The sequence below is a fragment of the Agarivorans sp. 1_MG-2023 genome (genome assembly GCF_030548385.1).
GTDB lineage: Bacteria > Pseudomonadota > Gammaproteobacteria > Enterobacterales > Celerinatantimonadaceae > Agarivorans.
On record NZ_JAUOSJ010000001.1, the window covers coordinates 102,633 to 123,602 of the forward strand.

Consider the following 20,970-nt stretch of genomic DNA (forward strand, 5'->3'; position numbering starts at 1 on the left):
AGTGTTAGCTCATTGTTTACAAGGTAAAACGTTTTACCAATGAGTCTTGTTGTTGCGCCAGGCCACCCAGTTCTTCACTGGTGCTGGTGACAATTTCAATGCTTTGGTAGTTTTCGTCACTAATATCGGAAATGCGATTTAAGTTATTCGATATTTCCGCGCCAGTGGCTTGCTGCTGTTCTGCTGCTGCGGCAATTTGGCTACTCATATCCGAAATTTGGGTAATAATTCCCTGAATTTCTTCCATTGCGCCGTTGGCATCTGATGATTGTGAGATGCTAGCCTGCATTTCTGATGAACATTCTGACATTACCGATACTGCACGTTGGGCACTTTTCTGCAGGTTTTCAATCATTGATTGAATTTCTGTTGTTGAGTTAGTGGTTTTTTGTGCTAGCACTCTCACTTCATCGGCAACAACCGCAAACCCTCTACCTTGCTCACCCGCACGTGCGGCTTCAATGGCAGCGTTTAATGCAAGTAGGTTGGTTTGGTCTGCGATACCGCGAATCACATCTAAGATAGAACCAATGCTATTGCTCATGCTATCTACTTCGCCGATTACTGAGCTACTATGCCCCAGTTTTTCAGACAGTTGATGGGTAGTCGTGATGTTATTGCTCATGATCTGACGACCAGAGTTAGAGGCCTCTTCCACTTCCATTACTTTTTCCAAAGTAATGTTCGCGCTCTTGGCTACTTCTCTTACCGATTGTTCCATCTCGGTCATGGCGGCGGCAACAGAGGCCGTTTCTTGACGTTGATTATTGAGCTCTTCTTTAGCGGTATTTAGGGTCGTGGAGTTACCCTGAGATACATTCGACAGGCTTTCTGCCGCTTGGCTTATGTCATTTAGCACCGAGCGCATCTGCTCCATCATACTGTTGGCTGAGTCCGCAAGTTGTCCAAACTCATTAGTACTTTGGTAGTTTACCGTTTCCGTCATGTCTCCCGCTGCAGCTGCCTTAAGCGTTTTAAGTAACTGATTTAGCGGTTGTTTGATTGAACCTGCCACGTTCCAAGCAACGAGTAACGCTAAAGGAATGGCAATAATCATCGCGGTTATTAGCTGAATACGGCTTGATTCAAGCATCTTATTTGCATTAGACGCCGCCATATCGACTTGAGCATTTGCAATATCATTGATTGCTGAAAGCTGGCTAATGGCATCAGTAATTTGCACTGCAGTGTCGGCTACTCGTAGTGAGATAGCTTCTTTAACTTTGGCGACTTCTAAATGATTGGCAAGTACGCCATCATCTTTGGTTGAGTCTTTTACAAACTGGTCAATTTGGTGACCCATGTCGTTGCGCAACTCTGGAATTTCGTCTTCTAAATCAGAGGTGGCGCTCATGAAGTTTTTAATAAGCTTGTTATTTCGCTTCAAAATCACTGCAATTTTTTTAGACTCTACAGTGTTTAAACCTTCCAAAGTGTTTAGCTCAATTACCGCCATTGCATTCAGAAAGCTTTCGGCTGCCCAACGAATGTAGTCATCGTTTAGCTCTACCACTTTGTCTGAGAGGTTCTTTTTAAGCTGTGGCAACATTACCGTGAGTTGGTTGGAGCTACGCTTTACTGATTTCAGTTCTGACAAGTAATTTAAGTTGTCGTCCATCACTTGTTTAGCAACCTGAAAGTAGTTCTGATCTAGGCTGTTTAGCGTGTCTAAACGAGCTTCTAGTTCAGCGTTGCCTTCGGCCATCGAACGCAAGGTGCCTAAAGATGAAATGAACACTAATTCACTTTGCTCAAACGACTCGCTGCTTGCTTTGATAACTTTAGTATCAGCAGAGGTTAATGCATCTTTAAAGTATTTGTCTGCGGTCAGCAAATCTACGGCAAACTCACTACTTTGAATAACCAAAGGTGTGGCTTCTTCGGTCACCACGTCAAGCTGTTGGTTAAACTGACTGCCCGTTTGTAGTGACAATACATTAGTTAACACCATCATTAGAACCAAAAAACCAAATCCGATGTTTACTCGATGAACAATAGAAATGTTTTTAAAAAATTGGAGCGATGAGGCTACGTTTAGTGACTTTTTTTTCATAATTCCTCGACCAACCGATCTGTTAGCTATTTATAGTTTTTATATTATTTTATTTAGTAAAAAGTATGCCTTTAGTTGGCTATTCTTACTATGCAAGAGATCACAACTCTAGACGCTGGAAGCCCTTTTATACTGATAATAGCGGCCAACTTAACAAAGACTTTACCTTTTAAAATATAAAGCAAAATAAATTGTACAAATATAGAACAATCACAAGCAATTTGTAGAAATACTTCGCGCTAGATTAGGTCTAGCTCGTAAAATAGTTTATAAATAGACTTCTCCCGAATATCTGGTTTTTGGAACGCATTAATGGCTGATTCATCGCCCATCAAGTGGCGCGTTTTACATACTCGTAACACTGCGTTCTTTAGCAAGATGAACAAACAAACTATCGCTTTCGCTTTATTTACCAGCTTATTGCTAGTTGGTTGTAGTAGCGCAGTTTTTAGTGATCTTTTTGTGAGTTACGACGAGCAACTTAATGCTAGTCGTTATCAAATGGGGTCTGGGCAGTTCGAGTTAGCCTCGGACCTTATTTCTGAAGGCAGTAAAAGCAATAATAACTACTATCTTAAGCAGTTGGAAAAAGGCCGCTTATCTTATCTAGCGGGTGATTTTTCTAGCAGTCAGGCTCATTTTACCCACGTTGATGAGCAGCTCACTTGGTTGTCTCGCCAAGCTGAGTATCGTTTATCTACCGGCTTACAAAATGTTTCAGCCTTAGCAACCAACGACAATTTTATTGAGTATCACGTGCCAGTTTACGAGCAAGTGATGTTACATCATTATCAAGCCATCAATTACTTGCACAGCGACGGTTTGGAGTCTGCGCTGATTGAAATCCGCCGCGCCGGATTGATTCAACAGCAAGCTATGCAAGAAGTGCCGGTGACTTTAGAAGAGCAACTTCGTGATTACAAGTCGCAGTATGATGACCTAATGACGGATTACCCGCAGCTAAAAACTCAAGACAAAGCCTTAGCGAACGCCTTTCAAAACGGCTTGAGTTTTACGCTATCAGCCGTTTTATATTTGGCCGCAGGGCAAGAAGATGATGCTTACATTGATTACCGAAAAGCGCTAGCGCTAGCGCCAAACAACGGTTATTTGCAAGCAGAAGTCGCTCGTTTGGGCCAAAAGCTAGCCATGAGTGATTACCAAGAATACACACCAGCCAAAGCTAAAGCCTTAACCAAGCAGCAGGGGTTATTGGTTGTGTTGCACGAACAATCAATTGTGGCAGCGCGCCAAGAGGCTCGCTTTACTTTACCCCTATATAATCATAATCGTTGGGAAACCTACACAGTCGCGCTACCTGTTATTTCAGGGAATGCGCAAATAGCTATACCGCAATGGATGAAAGTGGGTAACGAGCGATTCTCCAGTGAGCGCTTAGTGCAGTTTGATGAGCTAGCAGCTAAGCAGTTACAACAAGATTTACCCGCAATATTACTGCGGCAAATTTTGCGTGTGATAACCAAAGATCAATTTCGTCGTGAAGTGAATAAAGATAAAGCAGATGACGAAGAAAACTGGGCAAACGCGTTGGTGAATGTGTACAACATTGCGTCGGAGCGGGCAGATACACGCAATTGGCAAACCTTACCAGCCTTGGCGCAAGTGGCGATTAAGCCTCTGCCAGCTGGCGAACATACTCTAAAATTTGAAGGCTTGTTGCAAAACCAAGCAGCAATTAATATAACTGCTGGTAGAGTAACCTTAATACTGACTAATGATTTGGGCTCTCCAGCTCAAATATTTAATTTATAAAGAGGGTAAAGCTATGAAATATTTGCTGTTATTAACTGCACTGCTTGTCGTAGGCTGTACCACCGACACCTCTGGCATTTCGGCAGATTCAGATAAGCCCGATGGGAAGCAATGGCTAATTGTAGACAATATTAGCTTGGGTCGAAAACTCACCGTTCTAGATGCTGCTACTCACCAAGGAATGGACCGCTTGCGCGGTGTGGCAACAATACAATCTTTATTCAAAGGTGACTTAGATTTGCAGTATCGTTTTTACTGGTATGACAGTAACAACATGCAAATTGATAGTGCAACTACCGCATGGACGCCTCTAAGCTTACACGGCAAGCAACAAATTCAAGTGCAATCAGTTGCCTTGGTGAATACCGCGAGCCATTTCAAAATTTATGTTAGAGAAGTTAAATAACAGAGAGATATCCCATGAAAAAACTCGTACTCGCTGCATCTGTACTAGCCCTTACCTTAAGTGGTTGTTCTACCCAGGTGAGCTACGGCGACCCGCAAGAAGTTGAAACAGTAGATGTTGCTTTTGGCTCAACCGACTTACAAAAAATTGCCGGTGAAATGACAGACTCGATGATTTCGTCACCACTGCTAACCGATATTACCAATAACAATCGCCCGATTGTGTTTGTTGAACGCATTAAAAACAAAACAACCGAGCATATTGATACCGAGTCAGTGACTGATTCCATTAGCACTAAATTACTGCAATCGGGCAAGTTTCGCTTTGTTGATATGACACGCGTAACGGCGGTACGTGAACAGCTTGACTTTCAGAACGATGGCGGGCTAGTTGACCCATCTAAAGCGATTGCTTTTGGTCAGCAAGTGGGTGCTGAGTATATGCTTTATGGCAACCTTTCAAGCATTGTAAAAACTAACAAGAAAACCAAAGATGTATATTACAAAATGACTATGCGATTAATGGACTTAAAAACTGGCTTAGTTGAATGGGCTGACGAAACTGAAATTCGCAAAGGCGAAACTAAATCTACTTTTGGTTGGTAGTTAGTACATGGGACCTCTGTTTTTAGATTTACTCGGTACGGAGTTGAGCGCTGAGGAGCGCGAGATGCTCCAGCATCCCCTTGTGGCTGGCGTTATTTTGTTCAGCCGTAATTATCAAGATCGGGCTCAGTTGTTAGAGTTAGTTCGTACCATTCGCTCTGCGAGTAAACAACGCTTATTAGTTGCTGTTGATCACGAAGGGGGCCGAGTACAGCGCTTTAGAGAGCAATTTTCAGCTATTCCTGCCATGGGCTTGATAGCGAAAGGCGCAGACACTCTTCATATTTCTCACCAAGACTGGGCTAAGCAACTGGGTTGGTTAATGGCTGCAGAGTTACGTGCTTGCGACATTGATATTAGCTTTGCACCCGTTTTAGACATTGATGGTGTTAGTGATGTAATAGGGCAACGCGCTTTTAGCAATAGCCCTAGCGAGATTATACGTAGCGCGAGTGCGTTTATTGATGGAATGAACTTAGCCGGCATGAAAGCTACAGGTAAACACTTTCCTGGCCACGGCAATGTAAAAGCGGATACTCATCATTTAGAGGCTCGTGATCCGCGCCCATACGCAGAAATTAAGCAGCAAGACATGCAAGTATTTGCCGCGCTTATTGCTCAGAATAAACTCGATGCAGTAATGCCTGCCCATGTTATTTACAGTGACGTAGATGACAAGCCAGCAGGGTTCTCGCAAATATGGCTGCAAAAAATACTACGTAAAGAGTTATCGTTTAACGGGCTTATTTTTAGTGATGACCTCAGCATGAAGGGCGCAGCAGTTGCGGGTAATCATATAGATCGTGCTCAGCAAGCCTTAGCGGCAGGTTGTGATTTATTGCTAGCCTGTAATGATAGAGAAGCTAGCATTAGTTTATTAGATGGCTTAGATCAAAGCTGTGTTGCGAATGCCGAAACCTTAGTGGGGAAAGCGTTTGCGCATAGTTGGTCAGAGCTCGAATCGCAAGCTCAGTATCGAGAAATTGCCGCTCGTGCTGCACAAATAGTGCAAATGAGTAGTGAATGGTAACAATTATAAATACACTTAGTTTTAGTGTGTGAATGTAAGGAAGGTATTGCAGGATGATTATTTATCTACACGGCTTCGATTCAACAAGTCCGGGTAACCATGAAAAAGTGCTTCAGTTGCAATTTGTTGATCCCGATGTGCGACCGATCAGCTACAGCACCATTCATCCGCGGCATGATATGAGTCACTTACTGAAAGAAGTGCATAAACAGCTCATGTTAAGTGCCGAAGAAGAAGTTGTTATTTGTGGTGTTGGCTTGGGGGGCTATTGGAGCGAGCGCATTGGTTATTTATGCGGGATCCCATCAGTGATTTTCAATCCTAACTTACATCCAGAAAAGAACATGCAAGACCGAATTGAACGCCCAGAAGAGTACATCGATATTGCATCTAAATGTGTTACTGAGTTTAGAACCAAGAACAAAGGTAATTGTACCGTGGTGCTCTCAGAGAATGATGAAGTGTTGGACAATTCCCATTCTGAGCAAGAGCTTAAAGCCTATTACGATGTTATTTGGGACAAAGAACAAAGTCACAAATTTAAAGACATCAGCCATCACCTGCAGTTGATAAAGTCTTTAAAACGCCTACCAAGTTTATAGAATCTTAAATTTTCATAAAAAGAGGGAATTAATCCCTCTTTTTTATTGGGCGCTTTTTGTGATCTTAATCAAGTTACGTATAATGAGCCCACCTTAGCTAGTTGTTAAAGGCATAACAAAAATAAAAGCCTTTGTAGTAGAGCTAAACACTTCAAGTTGTTACAAGGAAATATTCAAGCATGACTAGAATCGTTGTAGTTGGTGGTGGGGCCGGTGGTTTAGAACTGGCGACGCGCTTAGGCCGTAAACTCGGTAAACACGGAAAAGCTAACGTAGTGCTGGTAGATAAAAACCGCACCCATTTATGGAAGCCGCTATTACATGAAGTGGCTACCGGCTCTTTAGATGCAGGCATTGACGCTTTGAGCTATCGCTCACATGCTGCTAATCATGGCTTTGAATTTCAACTTGGCGAAGTGGCTGATGTAAATCGTGAAGATCAATTGGTGACTTTAAAGGCCATGGTCGAAGAGGGCAAAGAAGTCCTTCCGGCGCGCCAGCTAAATTATGATTACTTAATCATGGCGATTGGCTCTGTTTCGAACGACTTTAATACCAAAGGTGTTAAAGACAATTGTATTTTCCTCGACAACCCAAGCCGCGCTGATTTATTCCACCGTCGCATGCTTAATCGCTTTTTACAATATTCGCAAAATGACGAAGCGCAAAAGGGCGAAAAAGTACGTGTTGCTATTGTGGGGGCAGGCGCAACTGGCGTAGAACTCTCTGCTGAGCTGCATAACGCCTTAGATCAACTACGCGCATATGGCGTGCCAAACCTAAGCCATTCAAGCCTAGCGGTAACCTTAGTAGAAGCGGGTGAGAAAATTCTCCCGGCATTACCTGTACGTATATCTAGCTCAGCCCATTCAGAGTTACAGAAAATGGGGGTAGATGTACGTACTAAAACGATGGTGACGGAAGCGACTGAAGAAGGCCTAACGACTAAAGACGGTGAACTGATTAAAGCCGACTTGATGGTGTGGGCGGCAGGCATTAAGTGCCCTGATTTTATGAAAGAACTCGGCGGCTTAGAAACCAACCGCATTAACCAGTTAGTGGTTCGCCCAACCTTGCAAACCTCGCGCGATAGTAATATTTATGCGATTGGCGATTGTGCGAGTTGTGCCATGGGAGAAACCGGTTTTGTACCACCACGGGCTCAATCGGCTCATCAAATGGCTACCTTAGTATTTAAAAATATTGTGCGCCAAATTGAAGAAAAACCACTGCAAGAGTTTGAATACAAAGACCATGGTTCCCTAGTATCACTCAGCCGTTACTCAACAGTCGGTTCGCTAATGGGTAATCTTATGCAAGGCTCAATGATGATTGAAGGGCGCATTGCACGAGTAATGTATATCTCGCTTTATCGGATGCATCAAATCGCCTTACATGGCTACATGAAAACTGGCTTAATGATGTTAGTAGGGCGAATTAACCAAGTATTAAGGCCTAAGCTTAAGTTGCACTAAGTTTATTAGTTAAAAGCAGCTCAAGGGCTGCTTTTTTGTGCAAGTGTAAGCTGAAAGAATAGGCTGCTAGTATCGTCGTATTAAACAATACACTTGCAAATCAGCGCCTTCCCTCCGATGATAGCCAAGGATATCATTTACAACATTCACTTATTCTATGTCTCAGTCTAGTCAGTTTGATCTCAATCTTTTACGTGTTTTTAAGTCAGCTTATGAGCATGAGTCAGTCACTCGAGCCGCAGAACAGCTTGACCTGACTCAATCGGCAGTTAGCAATGCACTTTCTCGTTTAAAAGAAACGATTGGCCAAGAGTTGTTTAGCCGTACTGGTCGAGGCATCAAGCCAACGCCATTTGCACGAGACTTCTATTCTAGCCTGCAAGCGCCTTTGCTTAACATTGAAGGGCTTATCGAAAGCGTTCAAGATTTTACGCCGACTACATCCTCACGTCAGTTTAACGTTTATTGCCACGAGGCGATGTTTCATAAGCTACGACAAAAGCTCGATATTGCACTGAAAGATAGCGCAATAGATGTGATGTTGATTGAACTGCCCAGCGATGAGCAAAAAATATACGAGGATTTGAGCAGTGAAAGTGTCGATGTTGTTATTGATGTATGTGCACCAGAGGGTTTAACCTTTAACTCTCAGGTCATTCAGCGAGATAAACTGTGTTGCATTGCTAATCGATCGCACCCTCGCTTACAAAGCGGAGCCCTGACCCAGGCTGCTTATTTAGCCGAGCAGCATGCAATGTTCGATATGCGCCGCTTTGACCTTACCTTTGTAGACTGGATTACTGATGAAGTGCTACCGCGCCGCAAAGCCTACAGTGAGCATAAGTCATTAATGGGAATGATAGCGGCCATATCTTATAGTGATGCCGTGGGAGTGGTACCTTGTTCGCTTGCTCAACAATATAGTGAGGTATTTAATCTTCAGTTAATGGATTTCCCTTTCAAAACTCAGTCTTTTGATTCTTATCTGGTTTCCTTATCTAAAATGCAAACTAACCCAGCTAATCAATGGCTTAGAACCTTGTTGATTGGCCAAGTATAAGCTCAATGTAATAGCTGTATCTTGGCTCATTACTGTCACACCATTTGTTCGCTAGTCTTCACTTAAAATAATAAACCTTACTTTTATCCTCAACCTGATATCACTTACGTAAATATCTGCTTTAGCTTAGAAGAGTTGTTTGCTGCCGAAGTGTTCGCCAAAATAGATTCAACAAACGAATTATATTTTATGACTGCAAGGATGCTGCGACAAAAGGTACGACATATGAAAAAATCTATTTTAACGGCATCTATTCTTTCAGTATTCACCACAAGTGTTATTGCACATAGCCATGATCATGATGACCACGCTGGTCACGATCATGAGCATGTAACCACCGAGTCCTTAGCAAACGGTAAAGGAAAACCTGCTTCTGTTCATACCATTGAAGCTAATAAGGCATTTGCCAAGACTCTAAACTTTGAAGACACAACGGTATTTTTTGATAACGACAAAGGATTAGTGGTTCCATTAGATGCTAAAACATCAATGTCTCTGCGCGATCGTTTCAAAAATTTGCACACAGGATTGGAAGCACACGACAACTCGCCTGATACCGTTAACCCTTCTTTGTGGCGTCAAGGACAAGCAAACTTTGCCGCCGATGGTTTGTATAAAGTTACCGACGGCATCTACCAAGTTCGTGGTACCGATTTAGCGTCAACGTCGTTTATAAAGTCGGATTCAGGTTGGATTGTTTACGATGTACTGATGCACGATAAAGCCATGGAAGCTTCACTAGAATTCTTTTTAGCCAATGTGCCAGAAGGCGGAGATGAGCCGGTAGTGGCAATGATTTACTCTCACTCTCATGCTGACCACTTTGGTGGCTCGCGCGCCGTTCAAGACCGTTTTCCTGAAGTGAAAGTGTACGCGCCTCATGGGTTTATTAAAGAAACCGTAGATGAAAATGTACTGGCGGGAAATGCTATGTCTCGCCGCGCGGCATACCAATACGGAGCTACGCTGGGTCAAGCTAATACAACCGGTATTGTAGATGCCGCCTTATCGAATGGTTGGTCGCAAGGCGAAGGTTATCAAATTACGCTTGTAGCACCCGACCAAACCTTTCCATCTGGTGATGAGCAAAAGTTTTTTGACTACGAGATAGACGGCGTGAAGTTTGTGTTTATGGACACCGCTGGAACCGAGGCTCCATCTGGTCACGTTGCGTACTTGCCTGAGCACAATACATTGTGGACTGGCGAAATGGTCTATCAAGGTATGCACAATGTGTACACTTTGCGTGGCGCCAAGGTTCGTGATTCGTTGAAATGGTCTAAAGACATCAACGAAATGATCAACGCGTGGGGCGGCGAAGTGGAGATGTTAATGGGCTCTCATTCTGCACCTATGTGGGGTAACGAGAAGATTAACGATTACATGAGAGCACAACGTGATAACTATGGTTTTGTTCACAACCAAACCTTGCGTTTAGCTAATAGCGGCATGGGAATACAGGATATTGGCGCATCAATTAACGATGAACTGCCAACTAGTTTACAGCAGTTATGGCACACCAACGGATACCACGGTACCTACAGCCACAATGCGCGCGCTGTATACAACATGTATCTTGGCTATTTTGATATGAACCCAGCCAACCTAGACCGCATGGGCGTTGCAGATGAAGCTGAGCGTTTCACGCAAGCTTATGGCGGCTGTGAAGCAGGTTACGCAACAGCAAAAACTTACTTTGATAAAGGTGAGTATCGCTTTGCTGGCGTAATGCTCGATCATATTGTACGTGCTTGTGATAGTTCTTCAGAAGCTCGTTCATTGCTTGCCGACAACTGGGAGCAGCAAGGTTATCAAGCTGAAGGTGCAGGCTGGCGTAATGTGTTTTTAACTGGCGCGCAAGAAATTCGCATAGGCACTATGCCTGGTTTGCCTAAAACCGCTTCTTCCGACCTTTTGTCTGAAATGACGATAGAGAACATTTTAGACTTTATGGCAGTAAAAATTGTTGCCACTAAAGCCGATGGCAAAGATTTTACGCTAAACGTAAATGTTCCTGATATTAAAGAAGTGCATTATGTGGAGTTAAGCAACGGTAACCTAAACAATATTCAGGTGGCTAAACTGGCTCCAGCAGATGCGACGTTGCATATAAATAAAGCTGATGTAACTAAGATTTTGTTAGAGCAAACAACCTTAGCAGTCTTGCTTGAATCAGGCAAAGCAGGTATCGAAGGGGATAGTTCAGTAATGAAAACACTGGCAGAGGTATCAATAGACTTTGATGGTTCTTTTGAAATCGTACCTCGCCCATCAAAAGGCCAAGAAGTAGATGCTCACATCTACAACTAGCTAACACAGAATATGGGTACCTGTTAGCGAGAACAAAATGGCCACATTAATGTGGCCATTTTTACTATTCTGTGGCGTGAATAATCGCGGACACATGGTTTTCAACCACTGTAAAAACCACTTTATCTCCTACTTTAAAATCGTGGCCATGCACTAAGCAGTTATATTCTTTTCCTTGTTCGTCTTTCAGTATGAGGCGGTCAATATACTCGCCAAATTTTTCGTTAGTAATGTCTTGGCCTATGAAAGCGCCTGCGGTACCTATAATGGCGTTAGCGCTTCCACCACCAATTTGTCCGCCGACTAAAGCGCCAATAAACGAGCCGCCAAATTGTTTACCTAATGAGGCATCTTTCTTTACTTCGCGAATATTTGATACCTCACCGACATGCCGAACTATATTGGGAGAGTTATCGAGTTGATCGGTAGGCACTTCTTTTTGAGGTGAAGTACAGCCTTGAATCGTTAAGAGTAGAGTGGCCAATAGGCAAGTCCGTAGCATATTCATGTCATTTCCTTATCGGTGCTTTATGTGCTTGGTTTAGCGGTAGAAAGTGCTCAGGAAAAGTATAATCCAATAAGGTGTTTTAGTTGGCGAAACTAAGTAAGCACCAAGAATTTTATTCATGGAAGAAAAGAGAGGGTAACCATCGAGAGCTGAATACCCAATTAGAGGCTTAGATATGGAGAGAAATTCAGGGTTATGGCTTATCTAACGCAGACTTAAACACGATAAAACTCATCATCAAGCTAATCCACAAGGTTACTGCATTCAGCGCCTCAAAACGCCAAAAATTGAGATTTATGGAATGAACTTGAATCGCTATATCGGCAAGGAGTAAAACTAAGATCCCCCATAACTGCCAGCGTATCGAAAGTTTCTGCCACAGCTTAGGGAAGATTAAACGAGTGAGTGGCAGGGCGCCCATAGCAAGACCAAAATAGAACCAGAAATGGTCGGGATAAAGCAGCCCCAGAATTTTGTCACCAGTTTGGCGTGAGCTGGCGGCAATCGCCAGCAATAACCACGTTCTGCTTAACAGCGCACAGGCAAACAGTACGCTGGGTTGATTCGCTAATAACACCGCTTAATTAAGATGCTGGCGTAGCGCTAGCGCTTTGTTCAGGCGAATTATCGTCGGTTAGCTGTGCTTGTTCATTTACCGCAGGACTTTCTTCAACAGCATCTGCAACGGGCAACGACTCAGCGCTGTTTGTTAGGTTTGTTTGCTCTTCTGGGCTACGGCGGATCTGAATCAGCATTCCCATTAATGGGTGATCAAAATAGTGAATTTCGCTGGAGCGAACTCGACGTTTTTGGTCAAATTTAAAGCTCTGTAGTTGCTCTTCTGTTTGATACTCGGTGACTAAACTACCGGCTTCAACATTGTTAGCATCGGCGCTTAACAGCACCACTTGTTGCTGCTCTTCTTCAACAGAAAGAGGCGCTTCTACCACCACTGTACTGAGTTCAGTCTCGGTAGTTAACGGATCTTCGCTAGCATTAACACCAAGCAACTCTTGCTCGGGTTCGTTGATTAACAGCTCTACATCTTCAGGTCGCTTAAGCAGCAGCTCTGTTTCAATGTATAAGTAGTGTTGAAGGTACACACGAATGCCGCCTTCTAATTCCCAAATCGCAGCAGCGGCTTCAGGCTCTACATCAAACGCTCCCACGGCAGTATCGGGGTCGTCAAACAGCGAAATGTTTTCAGCTGCTAAATCAAAGCCTTGGCTTTCCTCTATTATTGCATCGTCAGAGAAATTTAATGAGCCAAGTAAACGTCCGTCTTCGTTAAAACGGGTCGAGAAATCTTCACCAGCTTGAATTTGGTAGTGTTTAGCGCGATTACGCGGTGCAACTATTTCACGCCAACCAAGGTGAAGTAAGGGCGTGAAAGCAGCATGCTGTTTAAGCTTATTAAACTCATCATTTAGTTCTAGTTGCTGTTTGCTCAGCATTTGGCGTTTTGTTGAGCCAGTGATAGGCCAGCCTCTGCCGTCTATGCTCACCGGTAACTTATCAAATCGAGGGGCAATGCAGGGCTCTAGTTCATCATTACAACCAAATAGCGGCGCGAGTAATGGTTCGCTGGTATTTACGCCTAGCGTTTGTGGCTGCGGCCAATATTCTTGGCTACTTTCCACACTTACATTTCGCTTAAAAAAGATAACTTCTATGTCAAACCAGCGAGGTTCTTGAGCAACACTCGGTAAGCTGGTTAGTGTTACTGCAGCTAACGTGGTTAGCTGCAGGGCATTTTTAAGAGTTTGTCGCATTGGCAGTAAATTGCTCCAATAATGATTCGATCAAGCTTAATCGTTGTTCTGGGCTGTCGCTAGGTACCGCAAATTTAAGTTTATTTGCGCCTTCTAGGCGATAAATCGCTGGTTGTGATTGTAACAGGCTTACTAGAAAAGCGGCATTAACTTTTGTTGATTCGCCAAACTCTACCACACCACCTTTTGGTCCTGCTTCCACTCGCTTGATACCGAGTTCTTCGGCTTCAATTTTTAGCTTTTGTACTTCAAATAGGTTTTTTGCTTGCTCTGGCAATAAACCAAAGCGGTCGATGAGTTCAACTTGCAATTCACGCATTTCTGGTTGGTCAGCACAATTGGCAATGCGTTTGTACATGGTTAGGCGAGTAGTAACATCAAAAATGTAGTCGTCAGGCAGCAATGCTGGCACGCGCAATTCAATCTCACATTGGTCTGTTTGGCTTAAGTCCCAATTCAGGTCTTGCCCGTTTTTAAGCGCTGTTACAGCTCTATCAAGCATTTCCATATACAAGGTGAAACCTACCGCTTCAATTTGTCCGCTTTGGTCATCACCTAATAGCTCTCCAGCACCACGAATCTCTAAATCGTGAGTGGCAAGCGTAAAGCCTGCGCCTAAGTCTTCTAACTGGGCAATAGCATCCAAACGTTTAATCGCGTCTTTGGTGATAAGCTTTGGCGGTGGCGTGAGTAAATACGCATATGCTTGGTGATGTGAGCGACCAACTCGCCCACGTAATTGGTGCAACTGGGCTAATCCAAAGTTGTCGGCGCGGTTAATAATAATGGTGTTGGCGCTAGGGATGTCGATACCGGTTTCGATAATGGTGGTACACACTAAAACGTTAAAACGCTGATGGTGGAAGTCACTCATTATTCGTTCTAGCTCACGCTCGCGCATTTGTCCGTGAGCCACGGTTATACGTGCTTGCGGTAACCATTCACGCAGTTCTTGGGCCACGCGGTCAATGGTGTCTACTTTATTATGTAGGAAGTAAACTTGGCCACCACGCATCACTTCACGGCTTATCGCTTCTTTAATTAAAGCTGAGTCGTGCTCGCGAACAAAGGTTTTTACTGCTAAACGCTTAGCTGGCGGTGTGGCAATAATCGATAAATCTCGCATGCCGCTCATCGCCATATTCAAAGTACGTGGAATTGGCGTAGCGGTTAGCGTCAGAATATCGATATTAGCCCGCATGGCTTTGATTTGTTCTTTTTGCCTTACGCCAAAACGGTGTTCTTCATCTATCACCAACAAACCTAAATCGGAATACTTCACGTCTTTGCTAAGTAGTTTGTGGGTACCAATAATAATGTCGACTTTGCCGGCGGCTAAGTCTTTAAGCACTAGGTTTTGTTCTTTGGTGGTTTTAAAGCGCGATAGCGAGGCGACTTCGATTGGCCAATTAGCAAAGCGGTCGCTAAAGTTATCGAAATGCTGTTGGGCTAGTAGGGTGGTTGGCACTAAAACGGCAACCTGTTTACCGGCATTCACCGCCACAAAGGCAGCACGCATGGCGACCTCTGTTTTACCAAAGCCCACATCACCACATACTAGGCGATCCATGGCATTTGGCGTTTGCATGTCTTGCAGTGTGGCCCCAATTGCTTGTTGCTGGTCATCGGTTTCTTCAAAGGGGAAGTCGGCCGAAAACTGCTGATAAGCTGCATCGTCTAATTCATAGCCAAAACCAGGCTTGGCGGCGCGCTTGGCGTACACTTCCAGCAACTCGGCGGCAACATCGCGAATTTTCTCTGCTGCTTTTTGTTTGGCTTTTTGCCACTGGTCGTTGCCCAGTTTATGTAGCGGAGCGGTTTCGTCGTTTGCACCTGAATAGCGACTAATCAAATGCAATGCATTAACGGGAACGTAAAGCTTGGCTTGATTAGCATATTCAAGCGTTAAAAATTCAGTTTTTATGCCGCCATTTTCAAAGCTGGTTAAACCGAAATAACGACCCACACCATGCTCAATGTGAACCACTGGCTGACCAATAGTTAGCTCAGCCAAGTTGCGAATAAGTACATCGGGATTTAGCGTTTTGCTAGAGGCCTTGCGCTGTTTAGCGCGAACCTTATCGCCTAGTAAATCTACTTCGCTAATGAGTTGTATGTTTGGTTCTTTGAGTTCAAAGCCTTTGTCTAGCGGCGCTACCACCATGGCTAAGCTATCTTTGCTGGCAATAAAGTCGGCAATGCTGCTGTAGTCTTTCAAACGCAGCTTTAGTGGGCTTAGCAGGTTTTTAAGGGCTTCGCGGCGGCCTTCTGTTTCTGCAATAAAGCAGGTCTTTGGTTGCGGGTGATGCTCTAAATAATGACTAAGCGCTTGTAAGGGAAGATTTAAACGATGATTAACACTTAAATCGGGCAGGGTATGCGCGTCTAAATTTAGTTTGCCTTGGCTGCTACGTGCAGGGCCTTTATGTAGTTTTACTCCAGCAAACAGTTTTAATTCTTTAAAGCACTGCTCAGTACTTTGGTAAAGCTCATCGGGCGGCAAGATTGGGCGCGCTTTATCGTAGCGGCGGTTTTCGTAGCGCTCACCTAACTCGCTCCAAAACTGTTTGCCCGCATGATCTAAATCGCCCACCTTTAAAATAACGGTATTTGCCGCAAGTTGGTCAGTTAGGCTTTCGGTGTGCGCATGAAACAGCGGTAAGTAGTATTCGATTCCAGCCGGCATGATACCTTTAGATACTTGCTGGTATATAGAACCTGCATCACGGCTGGGTTCAAAACGGTCTCGCCATTGCTGGCGGAAGGTTTCAATACCGCTAGTATCCGTTGGAAACTCGTGAGCGGGCAGCAATGTGATGCTTTTGTGCTGTTCTGCACTGCGCTGGGTGTCGGGGTCAAATTCACGAATACTGTCGAGTTCGTCATCGAAAAAGTCTAAGCGAAAAGGAAAGTTGCTCCCCATGGGGTATAAATCGAGCAAGCCGCCGCGTAGTGCAAATTCGCCATGCTCCATAACTTGGTCAACATGCTGATAACCAGCACTCACTAAACGTTCTTTAAATGCCGCCAAATTTAGCTGCTGGCCTACCTTGAGCTGTAAGCTGTGTTTAGCTAAAAACTCTGCGGGGGCACAGCGTTGCAACCAAGTGGCAATAGGCGCTATAAGCACACTATTTTTATCGTGACTTAACTGATTAAGGCTTAATATTCGCTGCGATACAATGTCTTGGTGAGGCGAGAAGGTATCGTAGGGGAGTGTTTCCCAGTCGGGTAATAAATGCAGGGCACGCTGTGGCTGCAAGCCATTTACTTCTCGCTCGATTTGAAGCGCACTGCGAGTATCTTCAGTAAGAATAACAATTGGGGCGTCAAGTTGGGCAATATATTCTTGAATAACAAACGCTAATGCGCTGCCTGGGAGGTTGCTAACTTGTTTTTGATCGCCTGCTGATTCAGGACACGGTAAATTTAGTAACACAGGAAACTCTTATTTGTCGGCTTGCTGGCGAGCATCGGCTCGGGCTTTTAGTTGTTGGCTTTGCACGTGTAAGCTTGCTCGTACCAAGGCTTCTACGTCTTCATCACGAATAAGTTTGTAGCTTATTTCAATAAGGTGTTCGCTGCGATGGGCAATCGCTTTTGATTGCAATACCTCACCATAACAAAATACTGCGGTAGACTCTTCTGGTAGAAAAATCTTTAACTTGAGTAATTGGCCTTTCGGTAGTGCTTCTTTCCAAAAACAGTGTATTTCAGAACCACCAAACTGTTGGCTTAATGTGCGCTGTGCTGGACTGTCTTGTTGGACTAATACATAACTGAGTACGCGGTTCAGCTTTTGTTCTTGCGCATGTAAATAGCTTAGTAATTGCTCACCGGCTTCGCCCAATTGTTTAATGGCCCGTAAGCCTAATAATGATTGATGTTGACCAGGGTTAGCCAAAATAAATGGTTCGGGAATGCTAGCTTCAAATTCTGCAGTTGACTGAGGTAGCGCGCTGTTATCAATAGTTTCTAGATTAACGTTGAGCTGATGGGTAACACTAAAATACTGTTGATCCTGCATATTTCCCTACAAGCGCCGAGCGGCGAGTTATCAAATAGACCATGCTTAAAAGCGTAGTTGAAGGCGAAATTACAACAAGTTGTGTAACGGATTGCAAATAAACTGAATATCTTTGTTTTTTATGTGATTAAGCTAAGGATCTGACTTGTTGGGCTAACTGGCGCGCGGTATGATTAGCGCGATTTTTTACAACGCCTAGGGATGTCTGCCGCTTCGATGAAATTGATTGGCTTTATAGCATGGCGGTTCTCGCGAGGAGCCAAACAACAACGCTTCGCTTCATTTGTAAGTTGGTTCTCTACCTTGGGTATTACCCTTGGCGTGGCAGCGCTCATTACGGTGATCTCGGTAATGAATGGTTTTGAACACCAGCTCAAACAACGTATTTTGAACTTGGTTCCTCATCTCACGTTATCTTCTCAACAACTCGCGCCAAGTGCCTTAAACAGCGTAGCAAATGCTCCTTTGGTATTAAGCGAAGTAGTTTTGCAAAGCAGTACTAATTTGCATGCCGCAATGATGCAAGGCATTGATGTGACTCAGCAAGCTGATGCAGCGTTGTTACGTAAAAAAATGCTAATTGGTGACTTGGATAGCTTACAGGCCGGCAGCTATAACGCGGTTATTGGTATTGGTGTAGCAAACGCGTTAGGTGTGCGGCTTGGCGATACTATTCGTTTATTGGCCACCGATCGGCTGGTGTATACACCGTTAGGGGAAATGCCTTCACAACGTAACTTTGTGGTATCGGGGGTGTTTGAGTTTGCCGCAGAGGTCGATAAACAGTTCATCTTGGTGAATATTGAAGACAGCGCTCGCTTACTTCGCTCACCTGTGGATATGGTAAGCCAGCAGCGCTATTTCTTAGATGATCCTTTTCAAATTGAAACCCTCTCTAAACAGTTAGATGCCGCCTCGATTGAATATCAAGATTGGCGACGTTTCTACGGTGAGCTATTTGCTGCAGTAAAAATGGAAAAAAACATGATGGGTATGCTGTTCTGTCTAATTATTGCAGTAGCTGCCTTTAACATTCTTTCTAGTCTAGTGATGATGGTAGGCGAAAAACGCAGTGATGTTGCCATTTTGCAAACACTGGGTTTATCTCGCGACAAAGTTGTGATGGTGTTTGTTATGCAAGGTGCTTGGAGTGGCTGCATAGGCGCGGGGGTAGGGGCGCTAAGTGGTTGGTGGCTGAGCAATAACATTAACATGGTTATGTCGGGAATCGGTTTGAACTTTGCGGCTAATTTAGGCGGCGCAGGTTTACCCGTATTACAACGTAGCGACCAAATTATCTTTATTACGGTTGCTGCCATGCTGTTAAGCATTGTAGCTACCATTTATCCCGCTTGGCGAGCCAGCAAAATTCACCCTGCAGAGGCACTTCGTTATGAGTGAGCTTAATGCTCAGCCCGTTTTAGTGGCAAAAAATATTTGTAAAACTTACCAAGATGGTAGCCAGTTTACCGAAGTACTGCATGGCGTAGATTTTAGTGTTTACCCAGGAGAAGCGGTTGCTATTGTTGGAAGTTCTGGTTCAGGTAAAAGTACTTTATTGCATATTCTTGGTGGGCTCGATGAGGCCAACGAAGGCGAAGTAAGCATTGATAAACAACGTATAGATGGGCTAACGAGCAAGCAACTTGCAAAACTGCGTAATCAAAAGCTAGGTTTCATCTACCAATTTCACCACTTGTTGGGTGAATTTTCGGCAATAGAGAACGTAGCAATGCCGCTATTAATTGCTGGTCAGCCTAAAAAAGTAGCTTATGGCAAAGCAAAGAGTTTGTTAGAACGTGTAGGTTTAGGACATCGCTTAACGCACCGACCTGCCGAGCTATCTGGTGGTGAACGGCAACGTACCGCTATTGCCAGAGCCTTAGTGAATGAGCCGAGTTTAGTGCTAGCCGATGAGCCTACTGGTAATCTAGATAGCCACAGTACAGAGTCCATCTACCAACTAATTTTAGAGCTTAATCGCGATTTAAACACGGCTTTTGTGGTGGTGACTCACGACTTAGCATTAGCTGCTAAGTTTAGCCGCCAAGCGTATATGCAAGATGGCAACTTTGTTGCCAAAGGCGAATAGTATGCGCCTGCCTTTATCTTTTTTTATTGGCTTACGCTACCACCGCGCTAAAAACAGTAATGGCTTTATTTCGTTTATTTCAGCGTCTTCTACCCTAGGTATTGTATTAGGTGTGGCGGTGTTAATTATTGGCTTGTCGGTAATGAATGGTTTTGAAAGAGAGCTGCGTGACCGTTTTTTAGCCATTGTAAGCCATGGGGAGTTAGAGGCTGTAAATCCACCTCTAAGTGACCATGAGCAACTATTAAGCTCGGCTACTAATAATAGTCAAGTATTAGGCGCCGCTCCTTACATTAGCTTTAGTGCTTTGGTACAAAAAGGCAAAACCATGAAAGCCTTGGCTCTTAAAGGTATTGACCCTGAGCTAGAAAAAAACGTGACTAATCTACATCAGTACGTGGGTGACGATGCTTGGCACGCTTTGGCCGAGAACCAAGCTCAACTGGTGTTAGGTGCGGGTATCGCTGATTTGCTAGGCGTATCGGTAGGCGAGCAAGTGACCTTGTTGCTACCCAAGGCTAATCAGCAAAATCGGCTCAGTTCGCCACAGCGTATTAGAGTAAAAGTGGTAGGCTTAATGAACGCAGGCGGCCAGTTGGACAACCAGCTAGCATTTATTAATTTGGCTTATGCTCAAAAGCTTATGCAGTGGCAAGAGGGCGTATCTGGAATTAGTTTAAGGGTTGTCGACCCACTGAAAGCCGATAAAGTGGTGCGTTCGGTAGCTAAAACCTATCCGCAGTTAGTGTATATAAAAAGCTGGATCCGCCAACATGGGTACTTGTATCAAGATATCCAATTAGTCCGCACCATTATGTATGCCATCATGTTATTAATTGTTGCAGTTGCTAGCTTTAACATTGTTTCCACCCTTATTTTAGCGGTGAGTGAAAAGCGCGGGGATATCGCGATTCTTAAAACCATGGGGGCCAGTGATGCCAGCTTGCTTCGCAGCTTTGTGGTTTACGGTTCTTACAACGGTGTATTAGGTTGCGCTTGGGGAGCCGTTTTAGGTATTGCCGGTAGCTTTGGATTACCCAAATTAGTCGGGTTAATTGAGAGTTTAATGGGACATACCTTGTTATCTGCCGATATCTACTTTATCGATTTCTTACCCGTTAAACTAATTTGGACAGATGTATTAGCGGTGGTTGGGGCGGCATTGTTGTTGAGTATGTTGGCCACCATTTGGCCTGCTTGGCAAGCCACCAGAGTGAAGCCGGCTCAAGAACTGGGTTAAGGTAATGCAGATGCAAA

General features: G+C 44.2%; 17 protein-coding genes. 11 read left to right on the forward strand and 6 right to left on the reverse strand.

All coding sequences use genetic code 11. The features are described 5' to 3' along the window. Nucleotides 1-16: 16 nt before the first annotated feature. Entirely contained in the window at nt 17-2,053 is a 2,037-nt protein-coding gene (locus Q4592_RS00455; RefSeq protein WP_137673031.1) for a methyl-accepting chemotaxis protein, read from the reverse strand. A gap of 312 nt (nt 2,054-2,365) precedes the next feature. On the opposite strand from Q4592_RS00455, the gene Q4592_RS00460 reads away from it, so the two are divergent. The 8 genes from Q4592_RS00460 to Q4592_RS00495 all read left to right on the forward strand — a co-directional run bounded on the left by Q4592_RS00460 (nt 2,366) and on the right by Q4592_RS00495 (nt 11,314). Then, a complete protein-coding gene (locus Q4592_RS00460; RefSeq protein ID WP_303508434.1) occupies nt 2,366-3,826 on the forward strand; it encodes a COG3014 family protein in 1,461 nt (486 codons plus the stop codon). A gap of 13 nt (nt 3,827-3,839) precedes the next feature. Further along, entirely contained in the window at nt 3,840-4,232 is a 393-nt protein-coding gene (locus Q4592_RS00465; RefSeq protein WP_303508437.1) for a YcfL family protein, read from the forward strand. A gap of 14 nt (nt 4,233-4,246) precedes the next feature. Then, a complete protein-coding gene (gene lpoB, locus Q4592_RS00470; protein WP_137673028.1) occupies nt 4,247-4,837 on the forward strand; it encodes a penicillin-binding protein activator LpoB in 591 nt (196 codons plus the stop codon). Between the two features lie 7 nt (nt 4,838-4,844). Further along, nucleotides 4,845-5,867, forward strand: coding sequence for a beta-N-acetylhexosaminidase (gene nagZ, locus Q4592_RS00475; protein WP_303508440.1), 1,023 nt, complete (start codon nt 4,845-4,847; stop codon nt 5,865-5,867). A 53-nt stretch (nt 5,868-5,920) separates the two neighbouring features. Beyond that, entirely contained in the window at nt 5,921-6,469 is a 549-nt protein-coding gene (gene ycfP, locus Q4592_RS00480; RefSeq protein ID WP_137673026.1) for an alpha/beta hydrolase YcfP, read from the forward strand. A gap of 179 nt (nt 6,470-6,648) precedes the next feature. Next, the gene (locus Q4592_RS00485; protein ID WP_137673025.1) at nt 6,649-7,944 is read left to right on the forward strand and encodes an NAD(P)/FAD-dependent oxidoreductase; all 1,296 of its coding nucleotides are present in this window, start codon (nt 6,649-6,651) and stop codon (nt 7,942-7,944) included. A gap of 157 nt (nt 7,945-8,101) precedes the next feature. After that, nucleotides 8,102-9,004, forward strand: coding sequence for a LysR family transcriptional regulator (locus Q4592_RS00490; protein WP_303508446.1), 903 nt, complete (start codon nt 8,102-8,104; stop codon nt 9,002-9,004). Between the two features lie 225 nt (nt 9,005-9,229). Further along, nucleotides 9,230-11,314 carry an alkyl/aryl-sulfatase gene (locus Q4592_RS00495; protein ID WP_303508449.1) on the forward strand — a complete coding sequence of 695 codons (2,085 nt, stop codon included), beginning with the start codon at nt 9,230-9,232 and terminating at the stop codon, nt 11,312-11,314. A gap of 64 nt (nt 11,315-11,378) precedes the next feature. Here the strand turns inward: Q4592_RS00495 and Q4592_RS00500 are convergent, their stop codons facing one another. From Q4592_RS00500 to Q4592_RS00520, 5 genes are all read right to left on the reverse strand, one after another. Then, nucleotides 11,379-11,822: a hypothetical protein gene (locus Q4592_RS00500; protein WP_303508452.1), complete on the reverse strand. Its 444-nt coding sequence runs from the start codon at nt 11,820-11,822 to the stop codon at nt 11,379-11,381. 193 nt (nt 11,823-12,015) lie between these two features. Further along, nucleotides 12,016-12,399, reverse strand: a complete 384-nt coding sequence (locus Q4592_RS00505; protein WP_303508454.1) for a DUF2919 family protein — start codon at nt 12,397-12,399, stop codon at nt 12,016-12,018. Between the two features lie 7 nt (nt 12,400-12,406). Continuing rightward, nucleotides 12,407-13,594, reverse strand: coding sequence for a peptidoglycan binding protein CsiV (locus Q4592_RS00510; RefSeq protein ID WP_303508457.1), 1,188 nt, complete (start codon nt 13,592-13,594; stop codon nt 12,407-12,409). After that, nucleotides 13,578-17,033 carry a transcription-repair coupling factor gene (mfd, locus tag Q4592_RS00515; protein WP_303508459.1) on the reverse strand — a complete coding sequence of 1,152 codons (3,456 nt, stop codon included), beginning with the start codon at nt 17,031-17,033 and terminating at the stop codon, nt 13,578-13,580. The genes Q4592_RS00510 and mfd overlap by 17 nt, the downstream gene beginning before the upstream one ends. Nucleotides 17,034-17,042: 9 nt before the next feature. Further along, nucleotides 17,043-17,621 carry a hypothetical protein gene (locus Q4592_RS00520; protein ID WP_303508460.1) on the reverse strand — a complete coding sequence of 193 codons (579 nt, stop codon included), beginning with the start codon at nt 17,619-17,621 and terminating at the stop codon, nt 17,043-17,045. Nucleotides 17,622-17,837: 216 nt separating this feature from the next. On the opposite strand from Q4592_RS00520, the gene Q4592_RS00525 reads away from it, so the two are divergent. From Q4592_RS00525 to lolE, 3 genes are read left to right on the forward strand one after another with little or no spacing between them, the layout of a single operon-like run. Continuing rightward, the gene (locus Q4592_RS00525; RefSeq protein ID WP_303508463.1) at nt 17,838-19,022 is read left to right on the forward strand and encodes a lipoprotein-releasing ABC transporter permease subunit; all 1,185 of its coding nucleotides are present in this window, start codon (nt 17,838-17,840) and stop codon (nt 19,020-19,022) included. Next, nucleotides 19,015-19,713, forward strand: a complete 699-nt coding sequence (lolD, locus tag Q4592_RS00530; protein ID WP_303508465.1) for a lipoprotein-releasing ABC transporter ATP-binding protein LolD — start codon at nt 19,015-19,017, stop codon at nt 19,711-19,713. Before Q4592_RS00525 ends, lolD begins: the two co-directional genes overlap by 8 nt. Nucleotide 19,714: 1 nt before the next feature. Next, complete coding sequence (gene lolE, locus Q4592_RS00535) at nt 19,715-20,953, forward strand: lipoprotein-releasing ABC transporter permease subunit LolE (protein ID WP_303508467.1); 1,239 nt, start codon at nt 19,715-19,717, stop codon at nt 20,951-20,953. Nucleotides 20,954-20,970 lie beyond the last annotated feature (17 nt).